Below are 21736 nucleotides of genomic sequence, written 5' to 3'. Positions count from 1 at the left end.
TTGGCGACCAGCACGCGCACGGCTTCACGGAGGATCACAGGAACTTCCTGATGAAGGCGGCGGTCTGGGGCAGGACGATCTCGGGCTCGCCGCGCAGGCGGCACTCCAGCGCGAGGTAGCCGTCGTAGCCCGCCGCGTCGAGCGCGGCCAGTTGGGCGCCCCAGTCGAGGTGGCCGGTGCCGGGCTGGTTGCGGTTGGACTCGCTGATCTGCATGTGGGCGAGGTAGGGCGCCGCGTCCAGCAGCGAGCGGCAGGGGTCGTCCTCCTCGATGTTCATGTGGTAGGTGTCGCCGACGACCCGGATGGAGTCCATCGCGCAGTAGGAGACCGCCTCGGCCAGGGTGTTGACCATGTGGTTCTCGTACCGGTTGAGCGGCTCCAGCATGATGAGCACGCCGTTGCGCTGGGCGTGCTCGCCGAGCACCCCGAGCGCCTCGGTGAGCACCTCGCGGTCCTCGTGCGGGCTGCGCGGCGGCTCGAACGGCGGGAGCCGGCGCGAGAACTGGCCCCAGGAGGCGGGGGTCATCACGCCGATGCCGCCCAGCTCGGCGATGACGGTGAGCTGCGACCGGAGCTGCTGGATCGCGTCCGTCCGTCTGGCCGGGTCGAAGTCACCGATGAAGTGCGGCATGTCCACGCACACCGTCGGCATGACCACGCCGTCGGCCAGCGCCCGCTTCAGCTCCGTCAGGCGCCCGGCGAAGTGGAAGTCACCCTTGCCGCGCAGCTCGATGGCGTCGAAGCCGGCCTCCACCGCGAAGGCGAACTTCTCCTGAAGGGTGCGGCCGGGCAGAAGCTGCTCCTGGGCGGAAAGCTTCACGTGTCACTCCTCGAATCGGAAGACGAGCTGGAGTACATCTGACGGGTGCTTGTCGAGCAGCTCGTAGGCCGCGGCGGCCTCGGCGGCGGGGACGACGTGGCTGACCAGGTCGAGGACGCCGATCTCGCCCCGGTGCACCAGCTCCATGAAGGTGCGCTGCATGCGCTCGACGTCCCAGCGGTGCGCCAGCCAGGAGGCGACCCCGCCGATCTGGGAGGAGACGAGCTGCACCTGGTTGTGGTGGAACTCCTCGCCGAGGCGCAGCCCGACGCCGTCGCCCTGGTAGAAACCGGCGGCCACGACCCTGCCGCCCTTGCGGACGGTCCTGATCGCCTCGTGCAGTCCCTGGTGGCTGCCGCTCAGCTCGATGACGGTGTCGGCGCCCTCGACGCGCTTGCGCATGAACTCGGCGACCGAACCCGACCGCACGTCGAACGTCTCCGCGGCGCCGTAGTCGCGGGCCAGCTCCAGACGGGCCGGGATGGCGTCGGCCGCGACCACCCGGGCGCCGCTGAGCACGGCCATGCGGGTGGCGAGCAGGCCGATGACGCCCTGCCCGAAGATCGCGACCTGGTCGCCGATGTGCAGGTCGGCGGCGTGTACGGCGTTCATGGCGATGGCGCCGACGCGGGCGAAGACACCGCTCAGCGGATCGGCTCCGGGCGGGAGCACGTGACCGGTGAGCCTGGCGGCCGGCACGACCGCCTCGGCGCGGTGGCCCCAGATGCCCCAGACGAGGCTGCCGACGGGCGGATCGGCGACGTCGGGAGCCGCCTCCACCACCTCGCCCACCTCCTGGTAGCCCCACCCGGAGAGTGGGTAGGCATGCGTCTGCCCCTCGGTGAAGAGCCGGCGCTCGGTGTCCCACTTGCGGGTCAGGTAGGGGTTGGTGCCGCGGTAGGCGGTCAGCTCCGTGCCCGCGGAGACCCCCGAGTAGATCGTGCGCACCCGCACGCAACCCGGCTCCAGCGGGGCGGGCGGCTCCAGGCCTACGTGGACGAGGCCCGGTTCTTGAAAGGTGATGACGTGCATTCCCCACACTTACGTTTTTTGATCATGCATAAGGTAAAGGTTTAGTGCTTGTTTGCAAACCATAGTTGCGCCAAGAACACTCTTAAGTCTACGACTTCGACGGAGGTTCCCTGTGAAACTCGGTTTTCTGACCGCCTGTCTCCCCGGAGACGATCTCGCCGACATCGCCCGATGGGCTGCCGACCAGGGCTTCGAGGCTTTGGAGGTGGCCGGATGGCCTTCTCCGGACGACCGAAATCACATCAGAGTAGATACTTTTGACCAAGCTGAACAGGAGCGGGTCGGGAGAATCTTCGCAGAGACCGGACTGACCCTTTCCTCGATCGCCTACTACGAGAACAATCTGCACCCACAGGCAGGGGCGCAGGTGAACGCTCACCTGCGCCGGTGCGTCGACGCGGCCGCCGCGCTGGGCTGCCCGACCGTCGGCACGTTCGTCGGGCGCGACCCTGGCCTGCCGGTCCGCGACAACCTGGAGCGGGCGGCCGGCGTGTTCAAGCCCCTGGTCGGGTACGCCCGGGACCGCGGGGTCGAGATCGTGATCGAGAACTGCCTGATGAAGGGCTGGCACCCCGACGGCTATCCGGGCAACCTGGCCTACTCCCCCGAGTTGTGGGAGTGGATGTTCACCCTCGGTCTCAAGCTCAACTACGACCCGTCCCACCTGGTCCCGCTGGGCATCGACCCGGTGGCGGCCGCCATGCCGTACGTCTCGGAGATCGCGCACGTGCAGGCGAAGGACACCGAGATCCTGCCCGGCGCGGTCAACCGCTTCGGGTTCTACGGGCCGATCAACGGAGAGAAGGGCTGGTACCGGTTCCGGGTGCCGGGGCTGGGCCAGATCGACTGGCCGATGGTGATCGGCGCACTCCGCGCGGGTGGCTACGACGGCGTGGTCTCGGTCGAGCACGAGGACCACGTCCACAGCGGCAGCACGGAGAGGGTACAGACCGGTCTCGGTATCGCTTACGGGACGTTGCGCCATCTTGTCAGGGGGTAAGGGCGGCATATCCCCTCTGGAGGAGCGTGCCATGCCCAACAAGGTCACCGCCGTTCTCTCCGCCGCCGTCCTGGCCGCGGCAACGCTGGCCGCCTGCGGCGACGACAGTGAGACGGCCGCGAACGAGATCACCGTCTGGACCGAGGAGAACCTCGAGGACCGGATGGCCGTCCAGAAGCAGATGGCGGCGGACTTCACGAAGAAGACCGGCATCAAGGTCAACCTCGTGGGAGTCGCCGAGGACCAGTTCAGCCAGGTCATCACCTCGGCCGCCGCGGCCGGCAAGCTGCCCGACGTGATCGGGGCCCTGCCGCTGGCGTCGGTACGCGAGCTGGAGACCAACGACCTGCTCGACACCGAGACCCCCGCCAAGGTCGTCGACCAGCTCGGGCGCGAGACGTTCTCGCCGCGCGCCCTCGAACTGAGCACCTCCGACGGCAAGCTGCTCGGCGTGCCCAGCGACGGCTGGGCGCAGCTCCTCCTCTACCGCAAGGACCTGTTCGACAAGGCCGGGCTCCAGCCGCCCCAGACGTACGAGGCCGTGGAGGCGGCGGCGAAGCGGCTCAACACCGGTGGCGTCGCCGGCATCACGCTGGCCATCGCCCCCAAGGACACGTTCACGGCCCAGAGCTTCGAGCACGTGGCCCTGGCCAACGGCTGCCAGCTCGTGGACGACGCGGGCAACGTCACGCTCGGCTCGCCGCAGTGCGTCAGGGCGATCTCCTTCTACACCGGGCTGGCCCGCGACTACTCGGTCAAGGGCAAGCAGGACGTCGACTCCACCCGGGCCACGTACTTCTCCGGCAGGGCCGCGATGACCATCTGGTCCTCGTTCATCCTGGACGAGCTGGCCGGGCTGCGTAAGGACGCGCTGCCGAGCTGCCAGGAGTGCCGCACCGACCCCGAGTGGCTGGCCGAGAACACCGGGGTCGTCACCGCGCTGAAAGGGCCCGACGCGAGCGAGCCCGCGCAGTACGGCGAGATCGTCTCGTGGGTGGTGCCCCGTGACGCGGCCGCGGACTCCGCCGCCAAGTGGATCTCGTTCGCCATGAACGAGGGCTACGAGCGGTGGATCGGCATGGCGCCCGAGGGCAAGTTCCCGACCCGCAAGGGCTTCGAGGACAGGTGGAACAAGCTGCCCGCCGGGGTGGACACCAAGAAGCCGCTCGCCGACGTCTACCCGGCCGCCGTGCTCGACGCGCTGCGCGCCAGCCCCGACACCTTCGCCCGCTGGGGCATCGCGCAGGGCCAGGGCAAGCTGGTCGGCGCCACCATGGGCGAGCTGCCGGTGCCGAAGGCGCTGAGTCAGGTCGTCGAGGGCGCGCTCACCCCCGAGGCGGCCGCCGCGCAGGCCAAGAACGACGTCGAGACCATCAAGCGCGGGATCCGCCAGTGACGGCCCGCGCACGGGGCACCTCGCGAGGGGGTGCCGGGTGAGGCGTGTCCGGACACTTCGCGAGCAGGAGGGCCGGGCGGGACTCGCGCTGATCTCCCCCACCCTCGTCATCACGCTGGTCGTGGTGGTGCTGCCACTGCTCTGGGCGATCATGCTGGCGTTCCAGGACGTCCGGCTGATCAACATCCGGCAGGCGGGCCTGTTCGGCCGCTACACGCTGGAGAACTTCTCCTACGTGCTGGCCGAGCCCGGCTTCTGGTCGGCGCTGGTCAACACGCTCGTCTACACGGTGGCGGGCACGGCGCTGTCCATCGTGATCGGGCTGGTGGCCGCGCTGGCGCTGCGCGACAGGTTCCGGGGCCGGACGCTGGTCAGGGCCTCGATCCTGGTGCCGTACGTGGCGCCGGTGGTGGCCGTGGCCTTCCTGTGGGAGACGATGCTCAACCCCCAGTACGGCATCGTCAACACCTGGCTCAGCCAGCCGATCGCCTTCCTCAGCCAGGCCAAGGGCACCTTCCTCGGCGTCGAGGTGCCGGTGGCGCTGCTGACCGTGATCGCGTTCGAGGCGTGGCGCTACTTCCCGTTCGCGTTCCTGTTCGTCCTGGCCCGGCTCCAGGCGCTGCCCGCCGAGCTGGACGAGGCGGCCGTGGTGGACGGGGCGACGCCCACGCAGCGCTTCCGCTACGTGATCATGCCGCAGCTCTGGCGGATCATCGCGCTGCTGTCGGTGCTGCGCTTCGTGTTCACCTTCACCAAGTTCGACGACGTCTACCTGCTCACCGGCGGCGGGGCGGGCACCGAGGTGGTCAGCGTCCGGGTCTACAACTTCCTGACCGCCCGCGACGACATCGGCGCCTCGGCCGCGCAGGCCATCGTGCTCGCCGTGGTGCTCGTGGTCTTCCTGGTCGTCTACCTGAGGTTCTTCGGAGGTGGCGAACGTGCCGAGCAGGGATAGGGTCGAGCGGGGGGCGCTGCGGGTGCTCCGGCCGCTGGTGATCGCCGTCCTCTTCCTGGTCACCGCGTTCCCGTTCGTCTACATGGTGATGCTGTCGGTCCGCGACATCCAGGAGCTGATCCTCGACCCCGGCTCGCTGTGGCCGAGCGCCTTCACCTTCGACACCTACGTCAACGTGCTGACCCGGCAGGGGTTCCTCACGTTCATGCGCAACAGCCTCGTCGTCGCCGTGGCGTCGGTGGCGGTCACGCTGCTGATCTCCATCCCGGGCGCGTACGCGGTGGCGCGGCTGCGCTTCTTCGGGCGGCGGCAGGTGCACTTCCTGTTCCTCGCCGTCTACCTGTTCCCGGCGATCGTGCTGGCCATCCCGCTGTTCGTGCTCTTCACGATGCTCGGGCTGCGGGGATCTCTGGTGGGCCTGATCCTCGTCTATATCGCGCAGACGGTGCCGGTCACGGTATACATGCTCCGCAACTACTTCGAGACCGTGCCACAGAGCGTGGAGGAGGCGGCGGCGATCGACGGGTGCACGCGCCTGTCGACCATCTGGCGGGTGGTGCTGCCGCTGTCCAAGCCCGCGCTCATGGCCACCGGCCTCTACGCGTTCATGATCGCCTGGAACGAGTTCCTGTTCGCCCTGCTCTTCCTCGTCGAGAGGCGGGAGAGCTGGACGGTCTCCCTGGGGCTCTCCCAGCTCGCGGGCAGTATCGAGATCCCGACCACGGTGCTCATGGCTGGGTCGGTGGTCCTGACGCTGCCCATCGTGATCATATTCTTCGCCGGTGAGCGGCTGCTGACGGAGGGCCTCACGGCAGGAGCAGAGAAAGGCTGACCATGCTGACGGCAGGACAGATCCTCCAGCTCATCCGCGATGGCTCCTGCCGCACCCGTAAGGCACTCATCGACCACACCGGCCTGTCCCGTTCGACGATCACCGACCGGGTCGACCGGCTGATCGAGGCCGGCTACATCCACGAGTCGGGCGTCGAGAGCTCCGGGGGCGGGCGGCCGCCCTCGGTGCTCGACATCGACGCCACCAGCCGGCTGGTGCTGGTGGCCGACCTGGGGGCCGGCCACGCGCACGTCGCCCTCACCGACCTCGCCGCCCGGCCACTGGCCGAGGAGCGCATCGAGATGCGCATCGAGCGCGGGCCGGACGCCGTCCTGTCGTGGGTGCGGGAGGCGTTCCAGCGGCTGCTCGACCGGGCCGGCCGGCCGCGCGAGCAGGTCTGCGGCATCGGCGTCGACCTGCCCGGCTCGGTCGACCACACGGCGGGCAAGGTCGTCAGGTCGTTCCTGATGCCGGGCTGGGACGACCATCCGATCGGCGAGGCGCTGCGGGCCGACTTCGACGTGCCGATCCTGGTGGAGAACGACGCCAACGCGATGGCCCTCGGCGAGTGGTGGTCGTCGTGGCGCCGCACCCGCGCCCTGGTGCTCGTCAAGGTCTCCACCGGCATCGGGACGGGCGTCATCCTCGACGGCGGGATCTACCGGGGCGCCGAGGAGGCCGCCGGCAACATCGGGCACGTCCGGCTGCGGATGAGCGACGACCGGGTGTGCACCTGCGGCTCGCGCGGGTGCGTCGCCTCGCTGGCCAGCGGCCACGCCCTGGCCCGCGACCTCGGGCAGCAGACCAGCGCCGACGTGGTGCGCCTGGTCAACGCCGGCGACCCCACGGCGATCGCGCGCACCCAGGAGGCGGGCCGCACGCTCGGCGTCCTGCTGGCCACGGCGGTCAGCCTGCTCAACCCCGGCGTGCTGGTGCTGGGCGGCGACATGGCCGAGACCCGGGAGCACTACCTGACGGGCATCAGGGAGAGCGTCTACTCCCGGAGCCTGCCGTACACCACCCGCAACCTGGAGATCGCGACCAGTTCCCTGGGACAGCGGGCCGGGATCGTGGGCACTGCGGTGATCGTCATGGAGCACGTCCTCAGTCCGGAGTCCGTCGACGCCGCCCTCGCCGAGGGCGGCCGGCCCCGGAACCGGGCCAGGACCCCCGCCTCCTGACGGCCGGGCTACCCGGCGAGGGCCGCCTCCAGGCGGGCGCGGGCCCCGACGAGGGAGGGCCCGTACCAGGTCAGGTCGCGGCCGCTCACCAGGACGCACCGCAGGCCGGGGAAGCACTCGGGGCCGTCGGCGGCCGAGAAGGCGTACGGCTCGTCGGGCAGCACCACAAGGTCGGGCGCGCTCCCCGCCAGTTCGGGCAGCGGCACCTTGGGGTAGCGCTCCGCGTGACCGGCGTAGAGGTTGCCGACGCCGAGCCGCGCCAGCACGTCGCCGGTGAACGTGTCGCGCCCCACGACCATCCACGGCCGCCGCCAGATCGGGATGACCGCCGTGCGGTGCGGTCCCCCGGCGGGCGCCCGCCACACCCGTTCGGCCCGTTCCAGCCAGCCGGGCGGGGTGGTGCGGCACGCGTGCCGGAACATGCGGCCGAGGGAGGCGAACGCCCCGTCCAGCGTCTCGATCCGGGTCACCCACACGGCCAGGCCCGCCTCACGCAGCGCCGCGAGGTCCGGCTCGCGGTTCTCCTCGGCGTTGGCGAGCACCACGTCGGGACGCAACCGCCGGATCGCGTCGAGGTCGGGGTTCTTGGTGCCGCGCACCCGCGCGACGTCCAGGCCGGGCGGGTGGGAGCACCAGTCGGTGGCACCCACCAGGGCGCCGGGGAGGGTCGCCGCCACGGACTCGGTCAGCGAGGGGACCAGCGACACGATCCGCCGCACGGTATCGGGCACGCGCACCGCGGCCCCCGTGTCGTCCTTCATTCTGGCCACCCTAGCCGCGCCCGAGTGTAAGTGCCTGTCTAGCGAGCTTTCAGAGGGACTCGCTAGCTTTCGACCTTATGATCCGCTTGAGTCCCACTTTGGGGCCGCTCACCCCCCGGCAACGCTGGCGCAGGGCCAGACTCCAGGCCTACTCCTGGCTGCTGACCGGCGCCTACCGGCTGGGCTCGACGCACCCGGCCGTGTGGCGGTTCGTCGCCCGCACCTACCACCCCGTCCTGGACCGGGTGGCCGCCCGGCACGCCCGGGTGGCCTGCCAGTTCGCGGCCGTGGACGTGCCCGCCTACCGCGACTTCCTGCGCGGTCACGGCGCCGCGCACGCCAGGAGGCTGGCCGACTTCCCCGAGACCACCAAGCAGAACTACGCCGGTGTCTACGACGAGGCGAGCCGCTGCCAGGAGGGCCGGCTGCACCGGGCCGGCGTGATCGTGGACGAGTCGTCCGGGTCGAGCGGCAAGCCGTACAACTGGGTGCGCGGCCCGCGGGAGCTCAAGGGCATCTACCGCAACGCCGCCGGCTACATCACGCTCGTCTTCCCGGGCGAGAAGCTGTTCGTGATCAACGCGTACTCGATGGGCGCCTGGGCCACGGGCACCACCACGGGCACCGCCATGGCCCGCGTCGCGATGGTCAAGAACACCGGCCCCGACCTGGAGAAGATCGCCGACACGCTGGCGCACTTCGGCCCCGGCTACGACTACGTGATCGCCGCCTACCCGCCGTTCCTCAAGCACCTGCGCGACCGGCTCGACGAGACCGGCTTCCCGTGGCACGACTACCGGATCCGCGGCATGGTCGGCGGCGAGGGCATGACCGAGGCGCTCCGCGACTACCTGGAGGAGCGCTTCGAGGAGGTCCGTTCGGGCTACGGCGCCAGCGACCTGACCATCGGCATGGGCGCCGAGAGCGGGTTCAGCGTCCGGCTGCGCAAGCGCCTGGCCACCGACCGGCGGCTGCGCGACGTGCTGCTCGGGCCGGGCGAGCAGCGGCTCCCGATGATCTTCCACTACAACCCGCTGGAGACCTTCCTGGAGGTCAACGAGCGCGGCGAGCTGCTGTGCACGATCAACACCAAGAGCTGCCTGCAGCCCAAGCTGCGCTACAACGTCGGCGACGAGGCCAGGCTGCACACGCTGGCCGAGGTCGAGCGGGCCCTCGGCGCCGAGTACGCGGGCGCGTGGACCGACGAGCGGCTCAACCTGCCGCTGCTGTTCCTGTTCGGCCGCGCGGACTCGACGATCTCCTACATGGGCGCCAACCTCTACCCGCAGGACGTGGAGTACGGCCTCTACCAGGGCAACCCGCACGCCGCCGCGATCAACAGGTTCTGCCTGTCGCTGGAGGAGCTGCCCGGCCTGGAGTACCGGCCGGTGATCAATATCGAGGTGCGCGGCGACGTGGACCGCGAGGAGCTGGCGGAGATCTGCCGCAAGGGCGTGGTCACCCACCTGAGCGCCGTCTCGCGCGACTTCGCCGAGTCGCTCAAGGAGGACCCCACCGCCGCCGACCTGCGGGTCAGCACCCACGGCCTGGGCGAGGGGCCGTTCGCCGGGCTCACGAAGATGAAGAACGTCTACCTGGTGAAGGACGCATGAGGACCACCGACTTCAGCAAGACGCCGCCGCAGGGGCAGGCGACCGCGATGTTCGTCGGGGCCACCCGCTACCGGGGGCCGCTGTCGATCATCACGCTCACCCTGACGTGGTTCCGCATGGTCCGCGACATGAAGCGGATGCGCGGCTACCGCTGGCACAAGATCTACTGGGAGTTCCCGTACACGCTGGGCACGCTCGCCTTCTTCGAGGACCGCGACGCGCTGCTGCGCTTCGCCCGCAGCCGCCACCACCGCAGGCTCATGCAGTGGGTGACCGACGGCTCGAAGAACGCCACCGGCGGGTACATCAGGCTCTACAACGCCGAGCCGGAGGGCTACAGCAACGGCGTCTGGCGCGCCGAGGGCGGCCCGATGGCGCACATCGAGACGTTCACCCCGCTGTCCACCGAACGGGCCGCCGGGGACGGCGAGGGTCCGCGGGTGAGGCGCGGGTGACGCTCCAGCCGGTCGAGACCCGGCGCGACCTGCGCGACTTCCTCGTGCTGACCGACCAGCTCTACGCGGGCGAGCCACGCTACATCCCGCCCCTGCACGCGCAGGTCCGCGCGTGGTGGAAGGGCGGCGTACGGCTGAGCGTGCTCCGGCGGCGCGGGCAGGTGGTCGCGCGGACCACCCTGCACACCGACGCGGCGCTCGACGCCCGGTTGGGCCGGGCCACGCAGTTGTTCGGGCTGACCGAGTTCGCCGAGGACGCGGCCGGCGAGCTGTTCGACGGCATCCAGGCCGCCGCCCGCGAGGGCGGCAGGCAGGCGGTGTTCGGGCCGGTCTCGCTGCTGCCCAACCAGGCGGGCGGGGTCATCACCTCGGGTTTCGAGGAGCGCGGCTTCATCGACAGCGCGTGGAACCGCCCCTCCTACCCGGCCGCCTACGAGGGGTACGGCTTCACCCGCCGGTTCGAGTCCGACACCTGGATCTGCCCGGTCCCCGGCGAGCCGGTGTTCGCCTTCGACGACGCGCGGATCGAGGCGGAGCGGCTGCGGGTGCACCGGGGCGACCGCCGCCGCTTCCGTGAGCAACTTCCCATCCTGCGCGAGCTGCTCAACGCCAGTTTCGCCCAGCTCGGCTACTACACGCAGATCTCCGCCGACCAGCTCGCCGCGCAGACCGACGGGCTGAGCCACCTCCTGGACGAGGCGCTGCTGCTCTACCTGACGAAGGCGGACCGGCCGATCGCCTTCGTCCTCTGCCTGCCCGACATCTCCGCGTTCGTGGCGGACACCCGCGGCGACCTGCACCCGCTCAACCAGCTCCGCCTGCTGGCGACCAGGTCCCGGTACCGGCGCGAGGCCGTGCTCGTCGTCAAGGGCACGGTCCCCGGCGAGCAGGGGCGCGGCTACATGCGGCTGCTCTCCCGCGAGCTGCACGCGGGGCTGCGCCGCGGCGGCTACCACACGCTGCGCAGCACCTATGTCGAGCGGGTCAACCCCGGATCGGCCGCCCAGTACGTCGCGATGGGCGGGCGCCCGCTGCACGGCTACACCTTCTACGGCAAGGACCTGACGTGAGAGAGCTGCGAGCCCTCGAACCGGATTTCTGGCGCGCGCCCAGCGCGCACAACACCCAGCCGTGGACGCTCACCTACACCGCGCAGGAGGTTGCCGTCGGCTGGGACCCGGACCGGGCGCTGCCCATCAGCGACCCCACCGGCCGCGACCTGCGCCTGAGCCTGGGCGCGTTCGTCGAGTGCTGCCTGATCGTGTGCGCGGACGCCGGCCTCGACGTGGCCTTCCGCGCCGATCCGGGGCCGCTGCGGGTGGGGTTCCTCCATCGGGCGCCGGAGCCGTACCGGACGCCCTTCACGACCGCCGACGTGCGGGCGCGCGGCGTCAACCGCGGCGGCTACCACCCGGGACGGCTGCCCGCCGAGGTGGCCGATCGGCTCACCGGGGTCCACCGGCTGCCCTGCCGCGACCTGGCCGGGCTGCTCCGCGCGGCCGATCTCCACCAGTTCGGCGATCCCGGCGTGACGCGGGAGCTGCGCGCCTGGCTGCGGCTGACCCCGCGCCATCCCCGCTACCGGCTCGACGGGCTCACCGACCGGGCCCTGGAACTGGGCGCGGCACAGGCGCTCGGGCTGCGCGCCTCGCTCGCGCTCCACCCGGTGCTCCGGCGGCTGGGGTTGCCCAGGGTGCTGGCCGCCGCCTCGGGCGGGCTGCTCGACCACGACGGCGACGTGCTGGTGCTCGTCGGACCGGTGACGGAGCAGGTGGAGCTCGGCCGGACGCTGATGCGGCACTGGCTCACCCTGGCGGGCCTCGGCCACACCACCCACCCGCTCAGCCAGATCATCGACTGCGACCGGACCCGCGAGGCGCTGGCGGACCGGCTGGGCGTGGCCGACCCGCTGACCCTGCTCCACGTGGCGAGGGTCGGCCGGCCGAAGGCACCCGCCGCGCGGTCGGCGAGGGTGCGGACCTGACGGCGCCGGCGGCCCGGAATCGAACAATATTCTGTTGAATTCCGCTGACTGCTCCACAAATGGCATGACGAATCCGTACACTCTCAGCAAAAGATCGTCTCTGGATCGGGGGATCGCCGGTTGGAGCGCGCACCACGGGGTTTCGATCCCACCACACCCAACGTCGCCCGGCTCTACGACTACTTCCTCGGGGGCAAGGACCACCTGGCGGTGGACCGGGCGGCGGCTGAGGAGATCCTGCGGACGGCGCCCGAGACGCGCGGGGCCGCGCGGGCCAACAGGGCTTTCGTGCTGCGGGCCGTCCGGGAGCTGGCGGCGGCGGGGGTGCGGCAGTTCGTCGACATCGGCGCCGGGCTGCCCGCGCCGACGAACGTGCACGACGTGGCCCGGCAGGTCGCGCCGGGGGCGCGCGTGGCCTACGTGGACCACGACCCCGTCGTCCTCACCCACGTCCGGGCGCTGCCGGCCGACGACGACCTCACGGCCGTCGTGGAGGGCGACCTGCGCGACCCCGGCGGCATCCTGAAGCATCCCGACCTGCTGCGGGTCATCGACTTCGCCGAGCCCGTCGGGATCGTGCTCGGCGCCGTCCTGCACTTCGTCGGCGACGCCGACGACCCCGCCCACATCGTCGCCACGCTGCGCCGGGCGATGGCGCCCGGCAGCCACCTCGTGCTGTCGCACGTCACCGGCGACGCCAGGCCGGCCACCGTGGAGGCGGCCGCCGAGGTCTACGGGCGCGCCGGCGTCCCCCTCCACCCGCGCGGCCGGGAGCGGATCGCGGAGTTGCTGGCCGGGTTCGAGCCGGCCGAGCCGGGGCTGGTGTGGCTGCCGCAGTGGCGTCCCGAGGAGGCCGACGTGATCGACTTCGCGGCCGACCCCACCGCGTCGCTCGCGCTGGGCGGGGTCGGCCGCAAGGTCTGACCGCTCACACGTTGCGGCGGTACTGGCCGCCGGCCTCGAACAGGGCGTCGGTGATCTGCCCCAGCGAGCAGACCCGGGCGGTCTCCATGAGCACCTCGAAGGCGTTGCCGTCGGACATGGCGACCTCGCGCAGCCGGGCCAGCGCGGCGGGCGACTCGCCGCGGTGCCGCTCGTGGAAGCCGTGCAGCCGGTCGAGCTGCGACCGCTTCTCCTCCTCGGTGCCTCGCGCCAGCTCCAGCTTGCCCTGCTGCGGCTCGTCGCCGCGCGGGTTGCGGAAGGTGTTGACGCCGATGATGGGCAGCGAGCCGTCGTGCTTGCGCGTCTCGTACAGCATCGACTCGTCCTGGATCCGGCCGCGCTGGTAGCCCGTCTCCATCGCGCCGAGCACGCCGCCCCGGTCCGACAGCCGCTCGAACTCGCGCAGCACCGCCTCCTCGACCAGGTCGGTCAGCTCGTCGATGATGTACGAGCCCTGCAGCGGGTTCTCGTTGCGTGCCAGGCCCCACTCGCGGTTGATGATGAGCTGGATGGCCATCGCGCGCCGCACCGAGTCGGCCGACGGGGTGGTGACGGCCTCGTCGAAGGCGTTGGTGTGCAGGCTGTTGCAGTTGTCGTAGACGGCGATGAGGGCCTGCAGGGTGGTGCGGATGTCGTTGAAGTCCATCTCCTGCGCGTGCAGCGACCGGCCCGAGGTCTGGATGTGGTACTTGAGCTTCTGGGAGCGCTCGCCGGCTCCGTACCTCTCGCGCATCGCGACCGCCCAGATGCGGCGGGCCACCCGGCCGAGCACGCTGTACTCGGGGTCCATGCCGTTGGAGAAGAAGAACGACAGGTTGGGCGCGAAGTCGTCCACCCTCATCCCGCGCGCCAGGTACGCCTCGACGTAGGTGAAGCCGTTGGCCAGGGTGAAGGCGAGCTGGCTGATCGGGTTGGCCCCGGCCTCGGCGATGTGGTAGCCGGAGATCGACACCGAGTAGAAGTTGCGCACCCCGTTGGCGATGAACCACTCCTGGATGTCGGCCATCATCCGCAGCGAGAACTCGGTGGAGAAGATGCAGGTGTTCTGGCCCTGGTCCTCCTTGAGGATGTCGGCCTGGACCGTGCCGCGGACGGTGGCGAGCGTGCGCGCCCGCACCTCGCGCGCCTCCTCGGGGCCCGGCTCGCGTCCGTGCTCGCCGCGCCACCTGTCGAGAGCCTGGTCGATGGCGGCGTTGAGGAAGAACGCCAGGATCGTCGGGGCCGGGCCGTTGATCGTCATGGAGACCGACGTGTTGGGCGCGGTCAGTTCGAAGCCGTCGTAGAGCACCTTCATGTCGTCGAGCGTCGCGATGGAGACGCCGGACGTGCCGACCTTGCCGTAGATGTCGGGCCGCAGGTCGGGGTCGTTGCCGTACAGCGTCACCGAGTCGAACGCGGTGGACAACCGGGTCGCGGGCTGGCCCTCCGACAGCAGCTTGAAGCGCCGGTTGGTGCGGAACGGGTCGCCCTCGCCGGCGAACATCCGAGTCGGGTCCTCGTCGTCCCGCTTGAACGGGAACACCCCGGCCGTGAAGGGGAACCTGCCGGGCAGGTTCTCGGCGCGCAGGAACCTCAGCAGCTCGCCGTGGTCGGTGTGGCGGGGCAGGGCCACCCTGGGGATGCGGTTGCCCGAGAGCGTCTCACGCCACAACGGCGTGTGGATCTCCCGGTCGCGCACCTTCACGACGAGTTCGTCGGCGGTGTACTGCTCCCGGGTGGCGGGCCAGGAGTCGAGCAGCGCCCGGCTCTCGTCGCTCAGCTCCAGCCCGGCCCGCCGTTCCAGCTCGGCCAGCCGGTCGTCGTCCCCCTCCAGCAGGGCGCGCACGGCGGCGAGCTGCTGGCGGCGGCGGGCCACCTCGGCCTGGGACTCGGTCTCGGCGTGGTAGGCGCGGACGGTCTCGGCGATCTCGGCGAGGTAGCGGGCGCGGGCGGGCGGCACGATCGCGGCGGAGACCTCGGACGTGCGCCCGCGCACCGGCGCGAGCAGGCCCGGGCCGGCCTGCATCCCCTTGCCGGTCAGCAGGCCCTTGAGGTGGTGGTAGAGGGCCGTCACGCCGGCGTCGTTGTAGCGGGCGGCGATCGTGCCGAAGACCGGCATCTCCTCCGGCGGCACGCCGAACGCCTCGCGGTTGCGCACGAGCTGCCGGCGCACGTCGCGCAGGGCGTCCTCGGCGCCGCGCCGCTCGTACTTGTTGATCACCACGGCCTCGGCGAAGTCGAGCATGTCGATCTTCTCGAGCTGGGAGGCCGCGCCGAACTCGGGCGTCATGACGTAGACGGGCACGTCCACGTGCGGCACGATCCCGGCGTCGCCCTGGCCGATGCCCGGCGTCTCGACGACGACCAGGTCGTAGCCCGCGGAGCGGCAGGCGGTCACGACGTCGTCGAGGCAGGCGGGCACCTCGTTGGCGGCGCCCCGGGTGGCCAGGGAGCGGAAGTAGGTCTGGGGGCCCAGGCTGTTCATGCGGATGCGGTCGCCCAGCAGCGCGCCGCCGCCCCTCCTGCGGGTGGGGTCGATGGCGATGATCGCGATGCGCAGCTTGTCGTCGTTGTCCACCCGGAAGCGCCGCACCAGCTCGTCGGTGAGCGACGACTTGCCCGAGCCGCCGGTGCCCGTGACGCCCAGTACGGGGGCGCGCCGCTCACTCCCGGCCGCCCGCAGCCCGTCGAGCAGCGTGTCCGTGGCGCGTCCGGTCTCGATGAGGGTGATCGTCCGGGCGAGGGCCGCCTGGTCGCCGGAGACGACGGCCTCGACCGAGGGCTCGCCGGCCAGCTCGACGTCGCACTCCTCGACCAGCTTGTTGATCATCCCGGGCAGCCCGAGGCGCTGGCCGTCCTCGGGCGAGAAGACGCGGGCCACCCCGCGGGAGTGGAGCAGGTCGATCTCGTCCTGCACGATGACGCCGCCGCCTCCGCCGTACACCCGGACGTGGCCGGCGCCGCGCTCGCGCAGCAGTTGCACGAGGTAGCTGAAGAACTCGACGTGGCCGCCCTGGTAGGAGCTGATCGCCACGCCCTGGACGTCCTCCTGGATGGCCGCGGTGACGATCTCGTCCACCGACCGGTTGTGCCCGAGGTGGATGACCTCCGCTCCCTGCGACTGGAGGATGCGCCGCATGATGTTGATCGCCGCGTCATGGCCGTCGAACAGCGCCGCAGCCGTCACGAATCGGACGGGATGAACCGGTACGTGCACGGCTTCTCACTCCTTTGTGGGGGGCCTCACTACGAAGATACTAGGACGTCCTACTATTTCCCACCGGACGGGGTGGCCGACTGTTCTTCCGCGGGCAGTCACCGGCATCCGCCCCGGGAGGCCGCCCAACGGGCAAGGCAACGCGGGTCCGCCAGAGCGCGAAGCCCACACCACCTCCCCTGATCGAAAGGGGCGAAATCAGCACCTCGGCAGCGTGGCGGCCCCGGAGTCGAGGTGCGCTTGGCTCATGGGATCGCAGGCGGCGTGGCGGGTGCGCCGGTCGCGGCGTCGGCGTAGCGGCGGGCCAGGTGCGCGAAGGCGTCCCTGAGTTCGGCCGGGCCGACGACCTCGAAGTCGGCGTCGAATCTGCCGACCGCGGCGGCCAGACTCGGCCATGACCACGAGCCCAGGACCAGCCGGCAGCGATCGGGGCCAAGTGCCTCGACGACTCCGTCGCGGATGTAGGGGGACACCTCGGCCGCCGAGAGGTGGAGGATCACCTCGCCGCGGCAGGGCCAGTCGCCTGAGCCGGCGGACCCGCGGAACCTGGCGGTCACGAAGGCGGCCGGGTCAGCCGCCGGCAACTCGCGCGGGGTGAAGCGAGGGCCTGTCGGGGTGCGGGGGATGATGCGATCGGCGCGGAAGGTGCGCCAATCCTCGCGGTCGAGGTCCCACGCGACGAGATACCAGCGCCCGCCCCAGGTGAGGAGGTGATGGGGGTGCACTCGTCGGGGCTCCCCGCCGGCGTAGTCGAAGCGCAGTTCTTCGCGGGCGTGGACGGCGGTGCCGAGTGCCACGAGCACGCCGCTGTCGACCTGCGGCTCAGGTCGGGACGCGGGCGGCTCGGCGGCGGTGACCTGGAGGGCGTCGATGCGGTGGCGCAGCCGTGCGGGCATGACCTGCCGGACGGTGTTCAACGCGCGCGCCGCGGCCTCCTCGATGCCCACCCCGGAGATGGCGGCGATCTGGAGGGCGACGCCCAGGGCGACGGCCTGCTCGTCGTCGAACAGCAACGGGGGCAGTCGTGACCCGGCGTCGAGCCGGTAGCCGCCGTCGGGGCCCTTGGTCGCCAGGATGGGATAGCCGAGCTCGCGCAGGCGGTCGACATCTCGGCGCACGGTGCGGGGGCTCACCTCCAGCCGGTCGGCCAGCAGCGCTCCCGGCCAGTCCCTGCGCGCCTGGAGCAGCGAGAGCAACGCCAGCAGTCGCGCTGAGGTTTTCTGCACGGTTCCCATCGTGCCGCAAGAAGCGGCCACAACCTGTCCGCTACTCCTGCGACGGTGAGCGCCTCAGGAACCGAGCGACAAGGAGCAGACCATGTCCGTCAAGTCCGTGACCCATCTGAACTTCCGCGGTGACGCCCGCGCGGCGCTCACCTTCTACCAGTCCGTGTTCGGCGGGGACGTGGCCGTGGTCACCTACAAGGACGCCGGCGACATCCAGGAGCCGGCCGAGGCAGATCAGGTGATGTGGGGCCAGGTGACCTCCGGCAACGGTTTCCACGTGATGGCCTACGACGTGCCCGCGCGCCTGCCGTACCACCGGGGCGAGACCGCGTTCTTCATCTCGCTCCGCGGCGACGCGGCCGAGGAGATCACCGGCTACTGGGACAAGCTCGCCGACGGCGCGACCATCCTGCAGCCCTTGGGACCTGCGCAGTGGGCGCCCCTGTACGGCATGCTGACCGACCGGTTCGGCGTCACCTGGGTCGTGGACGTCGTCAGCGACTACAACGCCTCCTGACTACCGCGAGTCCGGGTGGCGGGCGGTCGCACACAGCCGGTATCCCCTGCCGGACACGTTCTCGATCGCGTGCGGCCGCAGACCTCGCGCGATGGCGTCGGCCGGCTCCTCCTCGTCCTCGACGACGAGCACCCGCATCCCGGGCCCCCTTCCGTTCGCTCCGAAGCGTGGCGCACCACGTGTTAGCCGCGGATAGGGCGCGCCAGGTCGCTTATCCGGGTTTAGCACCGAGGCCGCTGAAGTGGACGTCGCGCCCCGGGCGCACGACCCGGCGCGCCGAGGAGATACGAGCATGAACATGCGTCCGTTACTGGCCACAGCGGTCCTGGCCGTCGCCCTGACGGCCTGCGGCGCCCCCGCGGAGCGGGACGACGGCGTCGCCGGCGCGGGCGGCGCGAAGCCCAGCGCCACCACGTCCGCCTCGGCGTCCGCCCCTGCCGACCGCAGGGAGGCCCAGCTGAAGTTCGCGCAATGCATGCGGGAGCACGGCGTCGACATGGACGACCCCGCCCCCGACGGCGCGATCAGGATCAAGGCCGGCCGGGACGACAAGGGCAAGGTCGACGAGGCCCAGCGGGCGTGCAAGCACTTCATGGAGGCCGCGGTCGGCGAGCTCCACGGCAAACCCGACAAGGAGACGCTCGACCAGGTGCTGAAGTTCGCCCAGTGCATGCGCCAGCACGGCATCCCCATGAAGGACCCGTCCTCCGACGGCCGAATCGAGATCAACATCCCGCGGGGGACGCCGGAGGAGAAGGTCAAGGCCGCGCACGAGGCGTGCAAGGACTTCGAGCCCGGCGGGGGCCGGCCATGAGACGCGGCCTCATCCTCACCGGAGGCGGACTGCTCGTCATCGCGGCGGTCTGGACCGCGGTGGCCGCGTTCGGCGACGGCCGCACGACGGCGGTCGCGCCCCCGGCGCCGCCCGTTCCCGCCACCGCGGAGATCGCCCGGCGGGACCTGGTGGACACCAAGACCGTCACCGGCGCTCTCACGTACTCCGGCGAGCGCCGGGTCGCCGCCGCCGGGTCCGGCACGGTGACGTGGGCGCCGCCCGAGGGCACGGTGGTCCGCCGCGGCCGCCCCTTGCTCAGGGTGGACCGCCGCCCGCTGGTGCTCATGTACGGCGGCCTGCCGCTGTACCGGGAGCTGCGGCAGGGCGTCGAGGACGGGCCGGATGTGGAGCAGCTCGAACGCAACCTCAAGGCGCTCGGCTACGGCGACGATCTGACCGTGGACGACCACTTCTCCTACGCCACCTTCCTGGCGGTCAAGGAGTGGCAGGAGGACCGGGGGCTGCCGGAGTCCGGCCGGGTGGACGCCGCGCAGGTGGTGTTCCTGCCGTCGGTGGTCCGCGTCACCGATGCGGCCGTCGAGGTCGGCGACCGGACCTCCCCCGGCCGGCGGGTCCTCACGGTCAGCGGCGTGCGCAGGCTCGTCCACGTCGACCTTGACGCGGGTGACCAGGCGATGGCTCGCAAGGGCGCCCGCGTGACGGTGGAGTTGCCCGGCGGTGAGCGCGTCACCGGGAAGATCGCCTCGGTCGGCACGGTGGCCGAGACCAGCGGTCAGGGGCAGGACGCCAACGTCACCGTCGATGTGGACATCACCCTGGCCAAGACGCCGAAAACCCGGCTGGACCAGGCGCCGGTCGAGGTCGAGATGGAGAGCGAGCGTCGCGAGAACGTGCTGGCCGTGCCCGTGGAGGCGCTGCTGGCGCTGCGCGAGGGCGGGTTCGGCGTCGAGGTCGTCGAGGGCGCCGCCACCCGGATCGTCGCGGTCGAGACCGGCGGGTACGGCGGCGGCATGGTCGAGATCGAGGGTGCCGGGCTGGCCGAGGGCATGAAGGTGGGGGTGCCGGCGTCATGAGCGTGCCGAACAGCGCGGCGCGCAGCAGGGTGGAAGGCCCGGGGAGCGGCGAGCGGTACGTCGTCGAGCTCCACGGCGTGACCAAGGTGCACGGCGGCGATGTGCACGCGCTGCGCGGGGTGGATCTGGCGATCGCCGACGGAGAGCTGGTCGCCATCGTGGGGCCGTCCGGGTCGGGCAAGTCGACGATGCTGCACATGATCGGCACGCTGGACCGGCCGAGCGGTGGCACCGTGCGCATCGCCGGGCAGGACGTCGCCGAGCTCTCGGACCGGGAGCTGTCGGCGTTGCGGGGGCGGGTGCTGGGGTTCGTCTTCCAGCAGTTCCACCTCGCGCCGGGGATGAGCGCGCTCGACAACGTGGCCGACGGGCTGCTGTACACGGGCACGCCGCGGCGGGTCAGGCGCGAGCGGGCCGCCGCGGCGCTGGAGCGGGTCGGTCTCGGTCACCGGCTGGGCCACCGGCCGCACCAGCTTTCGGGCGGCGAGCAGCAGCGCGTGGCCGTGGCGCGCGCGGTGGCGGGCGATCCGCGGCTGCTGCTGGCCGACGAGCCGACCGGGAACCTCGACTCCGGCGCGGGGGCCGAGGTGCTGGGCGTGCTGGGCAACCTGCACGCGACCGGCACGACGATCGCGGTGATCACGCATGACATGGAGATCGCCGCCTGGTGCCCCCGCCAGGTGCGCCTGCGCGACGGCCGCATCGTCGCCGACGCAGGCGGGAGGCGGCGGGTGGAGAGCACGGAAGGGGCCGGGGCATGAGGCGGGAACGGCGGCCGGGACCGGCCCGGCTCAGCGCGGCCGACGTGCTGCGGGTGGGCGCGGCCGGGTTGCGGGCCCGGCCGGCCCGGGTGATCCTGTCGGCGCTCGGCATCGCCATCGGCATCGCCACGATGATCGCGGTGATCGGCATCTCGTCCTCCTCCCGCGAGCAGCTCATGCGCCAGCTCGACCGGCTCGGCACCAACCTGCTCACGGTCGCGCCGGGACGCACCATGTTCGGCGAGGAGGCGACACTGCCGACGACGGCGCTGGAGATGGTCAAGCGCATCGGCCCGGTCCGCACCGCCTCGGCGACCGGCGTCGTCGAGGCCACCGTCCGGCGTACCGACCGCATCCCCGAGGCCGTCACCGGCGGCATCGCCGTCCAGGCCGCGACGACCGAGCTGCTCGTCACCCTGGAGGGCCGGGTGGCCGTGGGCGCCTGGCTGAACGCCGCCACCGAGCGTGAGCCCGCCGTCGTCCTCGGCTCCGAGGCCGCCGAACGGCTCGGCATCGCCAGGACCGGTGTGCGGGTGTGGCTGGGCGGGCGGTGGTTCACCGTCGTCGGCGTGCTGGAGCCGATGCCGCTGGCGCAGGAGATCGAGCGCTCGGCCCTCGTCGGTTTCCCGGCCGCCCAGGAACTGCTCGGCTTCGACGGGCATCCCACGACCGTCTACGAGCGCTCCGGAGAGGAGGCGGTGGACGCGGTGCGCGCGGTGCTGGCCCGTACGGTGAACCCCGAGAGCCCCGGCGAGGTGGAGGTCAGCAGGCCGTCCGACGCGCTGGCCGCGCGGGCCGCGGCGGCCGGGGCGTTCACCAACCTGCTGCTCGGCCTCGGCGCGGTGGCGTTGCTGGTCGGCGGTGTCGGGGTGGCCAACACGATGGTGATCTCGGTGCTGGAGCGGCGCAAGGAGATCGGGCTGCGCCGCTCGCTCGGCGCGACGCGGGGGCAGGTGCGCGTGCAGTTCCTGACGGAGTCGCTGCTGCTGTCGGCCCTGGGCGGGACGGCGGGGGCGGCCCTGGGCGCGCTGGCCAGCGCCGGCTACGCGCTGTCGCGGGGCTGGCCGCCCGTGGTGCCGCCGTGGGCGATCGGCGGCGCGGTCGCGGCGACCCTGGTCATCGGCACGGCCGCCGGCCTCTACCCGGCGATGCGGGCCGCCCGCCTGTCGCCCACGGTCGCCCTCGCCGCCACCTGA

Annotated in this window: 21 protein-coding genes; 15 read left to right on the top strand and 6 right to left on the bottom strand. The window is 71.7% G+C overall.

Features of this window, described 5'->3' with window-relative positions; translation table 11 throughout:
• Positions 1-34: 34 nt before the first annotated feature.
• A complete protein-coding gene (locus FHU36_RS37430; protein ID WP_185088760.1) occupies positions 35-820 on the bottom strand; it encodes a sugar phosphate isomerase/epimerase family protein in 786 nt (261 codons plus the stop codon).
• 3 nt (positions 821-823) lie between these two features.
• Positions 824-1852, bottom strand: a complete 1029-nt coding sequence (locus FHU36_RS37425; protein ID WP_185088759.1) for a zinc-dependent alcohol dehydrogenase — start codon at positions 1850-1852, stop codon at positions 824-826.
• Between the two features lie 112 nt (positions 1853-1964).
• Between FHU36_RS37425 and FHU36_RS37420 the strand changes: the two genes are divergently transcribed.
• Genes FHU36_RS37420 through FHU36_RS37400 form a run of 5 tightly spaced genes read left to right on the top strand, consistent with a single transcriptional unit; the run spans position 1965 to position 7216 of the window.
• Entirely contained in the window at positions 1965-2852 is an 888-nt protein-coding gene (locus FHU36_RS37420) for a sugar phosphate isomerase/epimerase family protein (RefSeq protein WP_185088758.1), read from the top strand.
• A gap of 31 nt (positions 2853-2883) precedes the next feature.
• Positions 2884-4248 (top strand): ABC transporter substrate-binding protein, encoded by a 1365-nt coding sequence (locus FHU36_RS37415; protein WP_185088757.1) that lies wholly within the window; start codon positions 2884-2886, stop codon positions 4246-4248.
• Positions 4249-4285: 37 nt separating this feature from the next.
• Positions 4286-5203, top strand: coding sequence for a carbohydrate ABC transporter permease (locus FHU36_RS37410; protein WP_185088755.1), 918 nt, complete (start codon positions 4286-4288; stop codon positions 5201-5203).
• Positions 5187-6035, top strand: a complete 849-nt coding sequence (locus FHU36_RS37405; RefSeq protein WP_312892097.1) for a carbohydrate ABC transporter permease — start codon at positions 5187-5189, stop codon at positions 6033-6035. The genes FHU36_RS37410 and FHU36_RS37405 overlap by 17 nt, the downstream gene beginning before the upstream one ends.
• Positions 6036-6037: 2 nt before the next feature.
• A complete protein-coding gene (locus FHU36_RS37400; RefSeq protein WP_185088754.1) occupies positions 6038-7216 on the top strand; it encodes an ROK family transcriptional regulator in 1179 nt (392 codons plus the stop codon).
• An 8-nt stretch (positions 7217-7224) separates the two neighbouring features.
• On the opposite strand, the gene FHU36_RS37395 is transcribed toward FHU36_RS37400, so the two are convergent.
• Positions 7225-7977: a helical backbone metal receptor gene (locus FHU36_RS37395; protein ID WP_185088753.1), complete on the bottom strand. Its 753-nt coding sequence runs from the start codon at positions 7975-7977 to the stop codon at positions 7225-7227.
• Between the two features lie 77 nt (positions 7978-8054).
• Between FHU36_RS37395 and FHU36_RS37390 the strand changes: the two genes are divergently transcribed.
• The 5 genes from FHU36_RS37390 to FHU36_RS37370 all read left to right on the top strand — a co-directional run bounded on the left by FHU36_RS37390 (position 8055) and on the right by FHU36_RS37370 (position 12953).
• Entirely contained in the window at positions 8055-9590 is a 1536-nt protein-coding gene (locus tag FHU36_RS37390) for a phenylacetate--CoA ligase family protein (RefSeq protein ID WP_185088752.1), read from the top strand.
• Positions 9587-10045: a DUF4188 domain-containing protein gene (locus FHU36_RS37385; protein WP_185088751.1), complete on the top strand. Its 459-nt coding sequence runs from the start codon at positions 9587-9589 to the stop codon at positions 10043-10045. Before FHU36_RS37390 ends, FHU36_RS37385 begins: the two co-directional genes overlap by 4 nt.
• Positions 10042-11115 (top strand): hypothetical protein, encoded by a 1074-nt coding sequence (locus FHU36_RS37380; protein WP_185088750.1) that lies wholly within the window; start codon positions 10042-10044, stop codon positions 11113-11115. Before FHU36_RS37385 ends, FHU36_RS37380 begins: the two co-directional genes overlap by 4 nt.
• The gene (locus tag FHU36_RS37375; RefSeq protein ID WP_185088749.1) at positions 11112-12029 is read left to right on the top strand and encodes a nitroreductase; all 918 of its coding nucleotides are present in this window, start codon (positions 11112-11114) and stop codon (positions 12027-12029) included. The genes FHU36_RS37380 and FHU36_RS37375 overlap by 4 nt, the downstream gene beginning before the upstream one ends.
• A 120-nt stretch (positions 12030-12149) precedes the next feature.
• Positions 12150-12953: an SAM-dependent methyltransferase gene (locus FHU36_RS37370; protein WP_185088748.1), complete on the top strand. Its 804-nt coding sequence runs from the start codon at positions 12150-12152 to the stop codon at positions 12951-12953.
• A 4-nt stretch (positions 12954-12957) separates the two neighbouring features.
• On the opposite strand, the gene icmF is transcribed toward FHU36_RS37370, so the two are convergent.
• Together icmF and FHU36_RS37360 are read right to left on the bottom strand one after the other, a co-directional pair.
• Positions 12958-16167: a fused isobutyryl-CoA mutase/GTPase IcmF gene (gene icmF, locus FHU36_RS37365; protein ID WP_185088746.1), complete on the bottom strand. Its 3210-nt coding sequence runs from the start codon at positions 16165-16167 to the stop codon at positions 12958-12960.
• 245 nt (positions 16168-16412) lie between these two features.
• Entirely contained in the window at positions 16413-17393 is a 981-nt protein-coding gene (locus FHU36_RS37360; RefSeq protein ID WP_185088744.1) for a helix-turn-helix transcriptional regulator, read from the bottom strand.
• A 91-nt stretch (positions 17394-17484) separates the two neighbouring features.
• Between FHU36_RS37360 and FHU36_RS37355 the strand changes: the two genes are divergently transcribed.
• Positions 17485-17910, top strand: a complete 426-nt coding sequence (locus FHU36_RS37355; RefSeq protein ID WP_185088743.1) for a VOC family protein — start codon at positions 17485-17487, stop codon at positions 17908-17910.
• Here the strand turns inward: FHU36_RS37355 and FHU36_RS37350 are convergent, their stop codons facing one another.
• Entirely contained in the window at positions 17911-18048 is a 138-nt protein-coding gene (locus tag FHU36_RS37350) for a hypothetical protein (RefSeq protein ID WP_185088742.1), read from the bottom strand.
• Between the two features lie 154 nt (positions 18049-18202).
• Here FHU36_RS37350 and FHU36_RS37345 point away from each other — a divergent pair, with 154 nt between their 5' ends.
• Genes FHU36_RS37345 through FHU36_RS37330 form a run of 4 tightly spaced genes read left to right on the top strand, consistent with a single transcriptional unit; the run spans position 18203 to position 21736 of the window.
• Entirely contained in the window at positions 18203-18724 is a 522-nt protein-coding gene (locus FHU36_RS37345) for a hypothetical protein (protein WP_185088741.1), read from the top strand.
• Positions 18721-19779 carry a peptidoglycan-binding protein gene (locus FHU36_RS37340; RefSeq protein WP_185088740.1) on the top strand — a complete coding sequence of 353 codons (1059 nt, stop codon included), beginning with the start codon at positions 18721-18723 and terminating at the stop codon, positions 19777-19779. The genes FHU36_RS37345 and FHU36_RS37340 overlap by 4 nt, the downstream gene beginning before the upstream one ends.
• Positions 19776-20540 (top strand): ABC transporter ATP-binding protein, encoded by a 765-nt coding sequence (locus tag FHU36_RS37335; RefSeq protein WP_185088739.1) that lies wholly within the window; start codon positions 19776-19778, stop codon positions 20538-20540. The genes FHU36_RS37340 and FHU36_RS37335 overlap by 4 nt, the downstream gene beginning before the upstream one ends.
• Complete coding sequence (locus FHU36_RS37330) at positions 20537-21736, top strand: ABC transporter permease (RefSeq protein ID WP_185088738.1); 1200 nt, start codon at positions 20537-20539, stop codon at positions 21734-21736. Before FHU36_RS37335 ends, FHU36_RS37330 begins: the two co-directional genes overlap by 4 nt.

The organism is Nonomuraea muscovyensis (genome assembly GCF_014207745.1).
Classification (GTDB): domain Bacteria; phylum Actinomycetota; class Actinomycetes; order Streptosporangiales; family Streptosporangiaceae; genus Nonomuraea; species Nonomuraea muscovyensis.
Note: the sequence above shows the minus strand (reverse complement) of the source record. Positions and strands in the feature narration are given on the sequence as shown.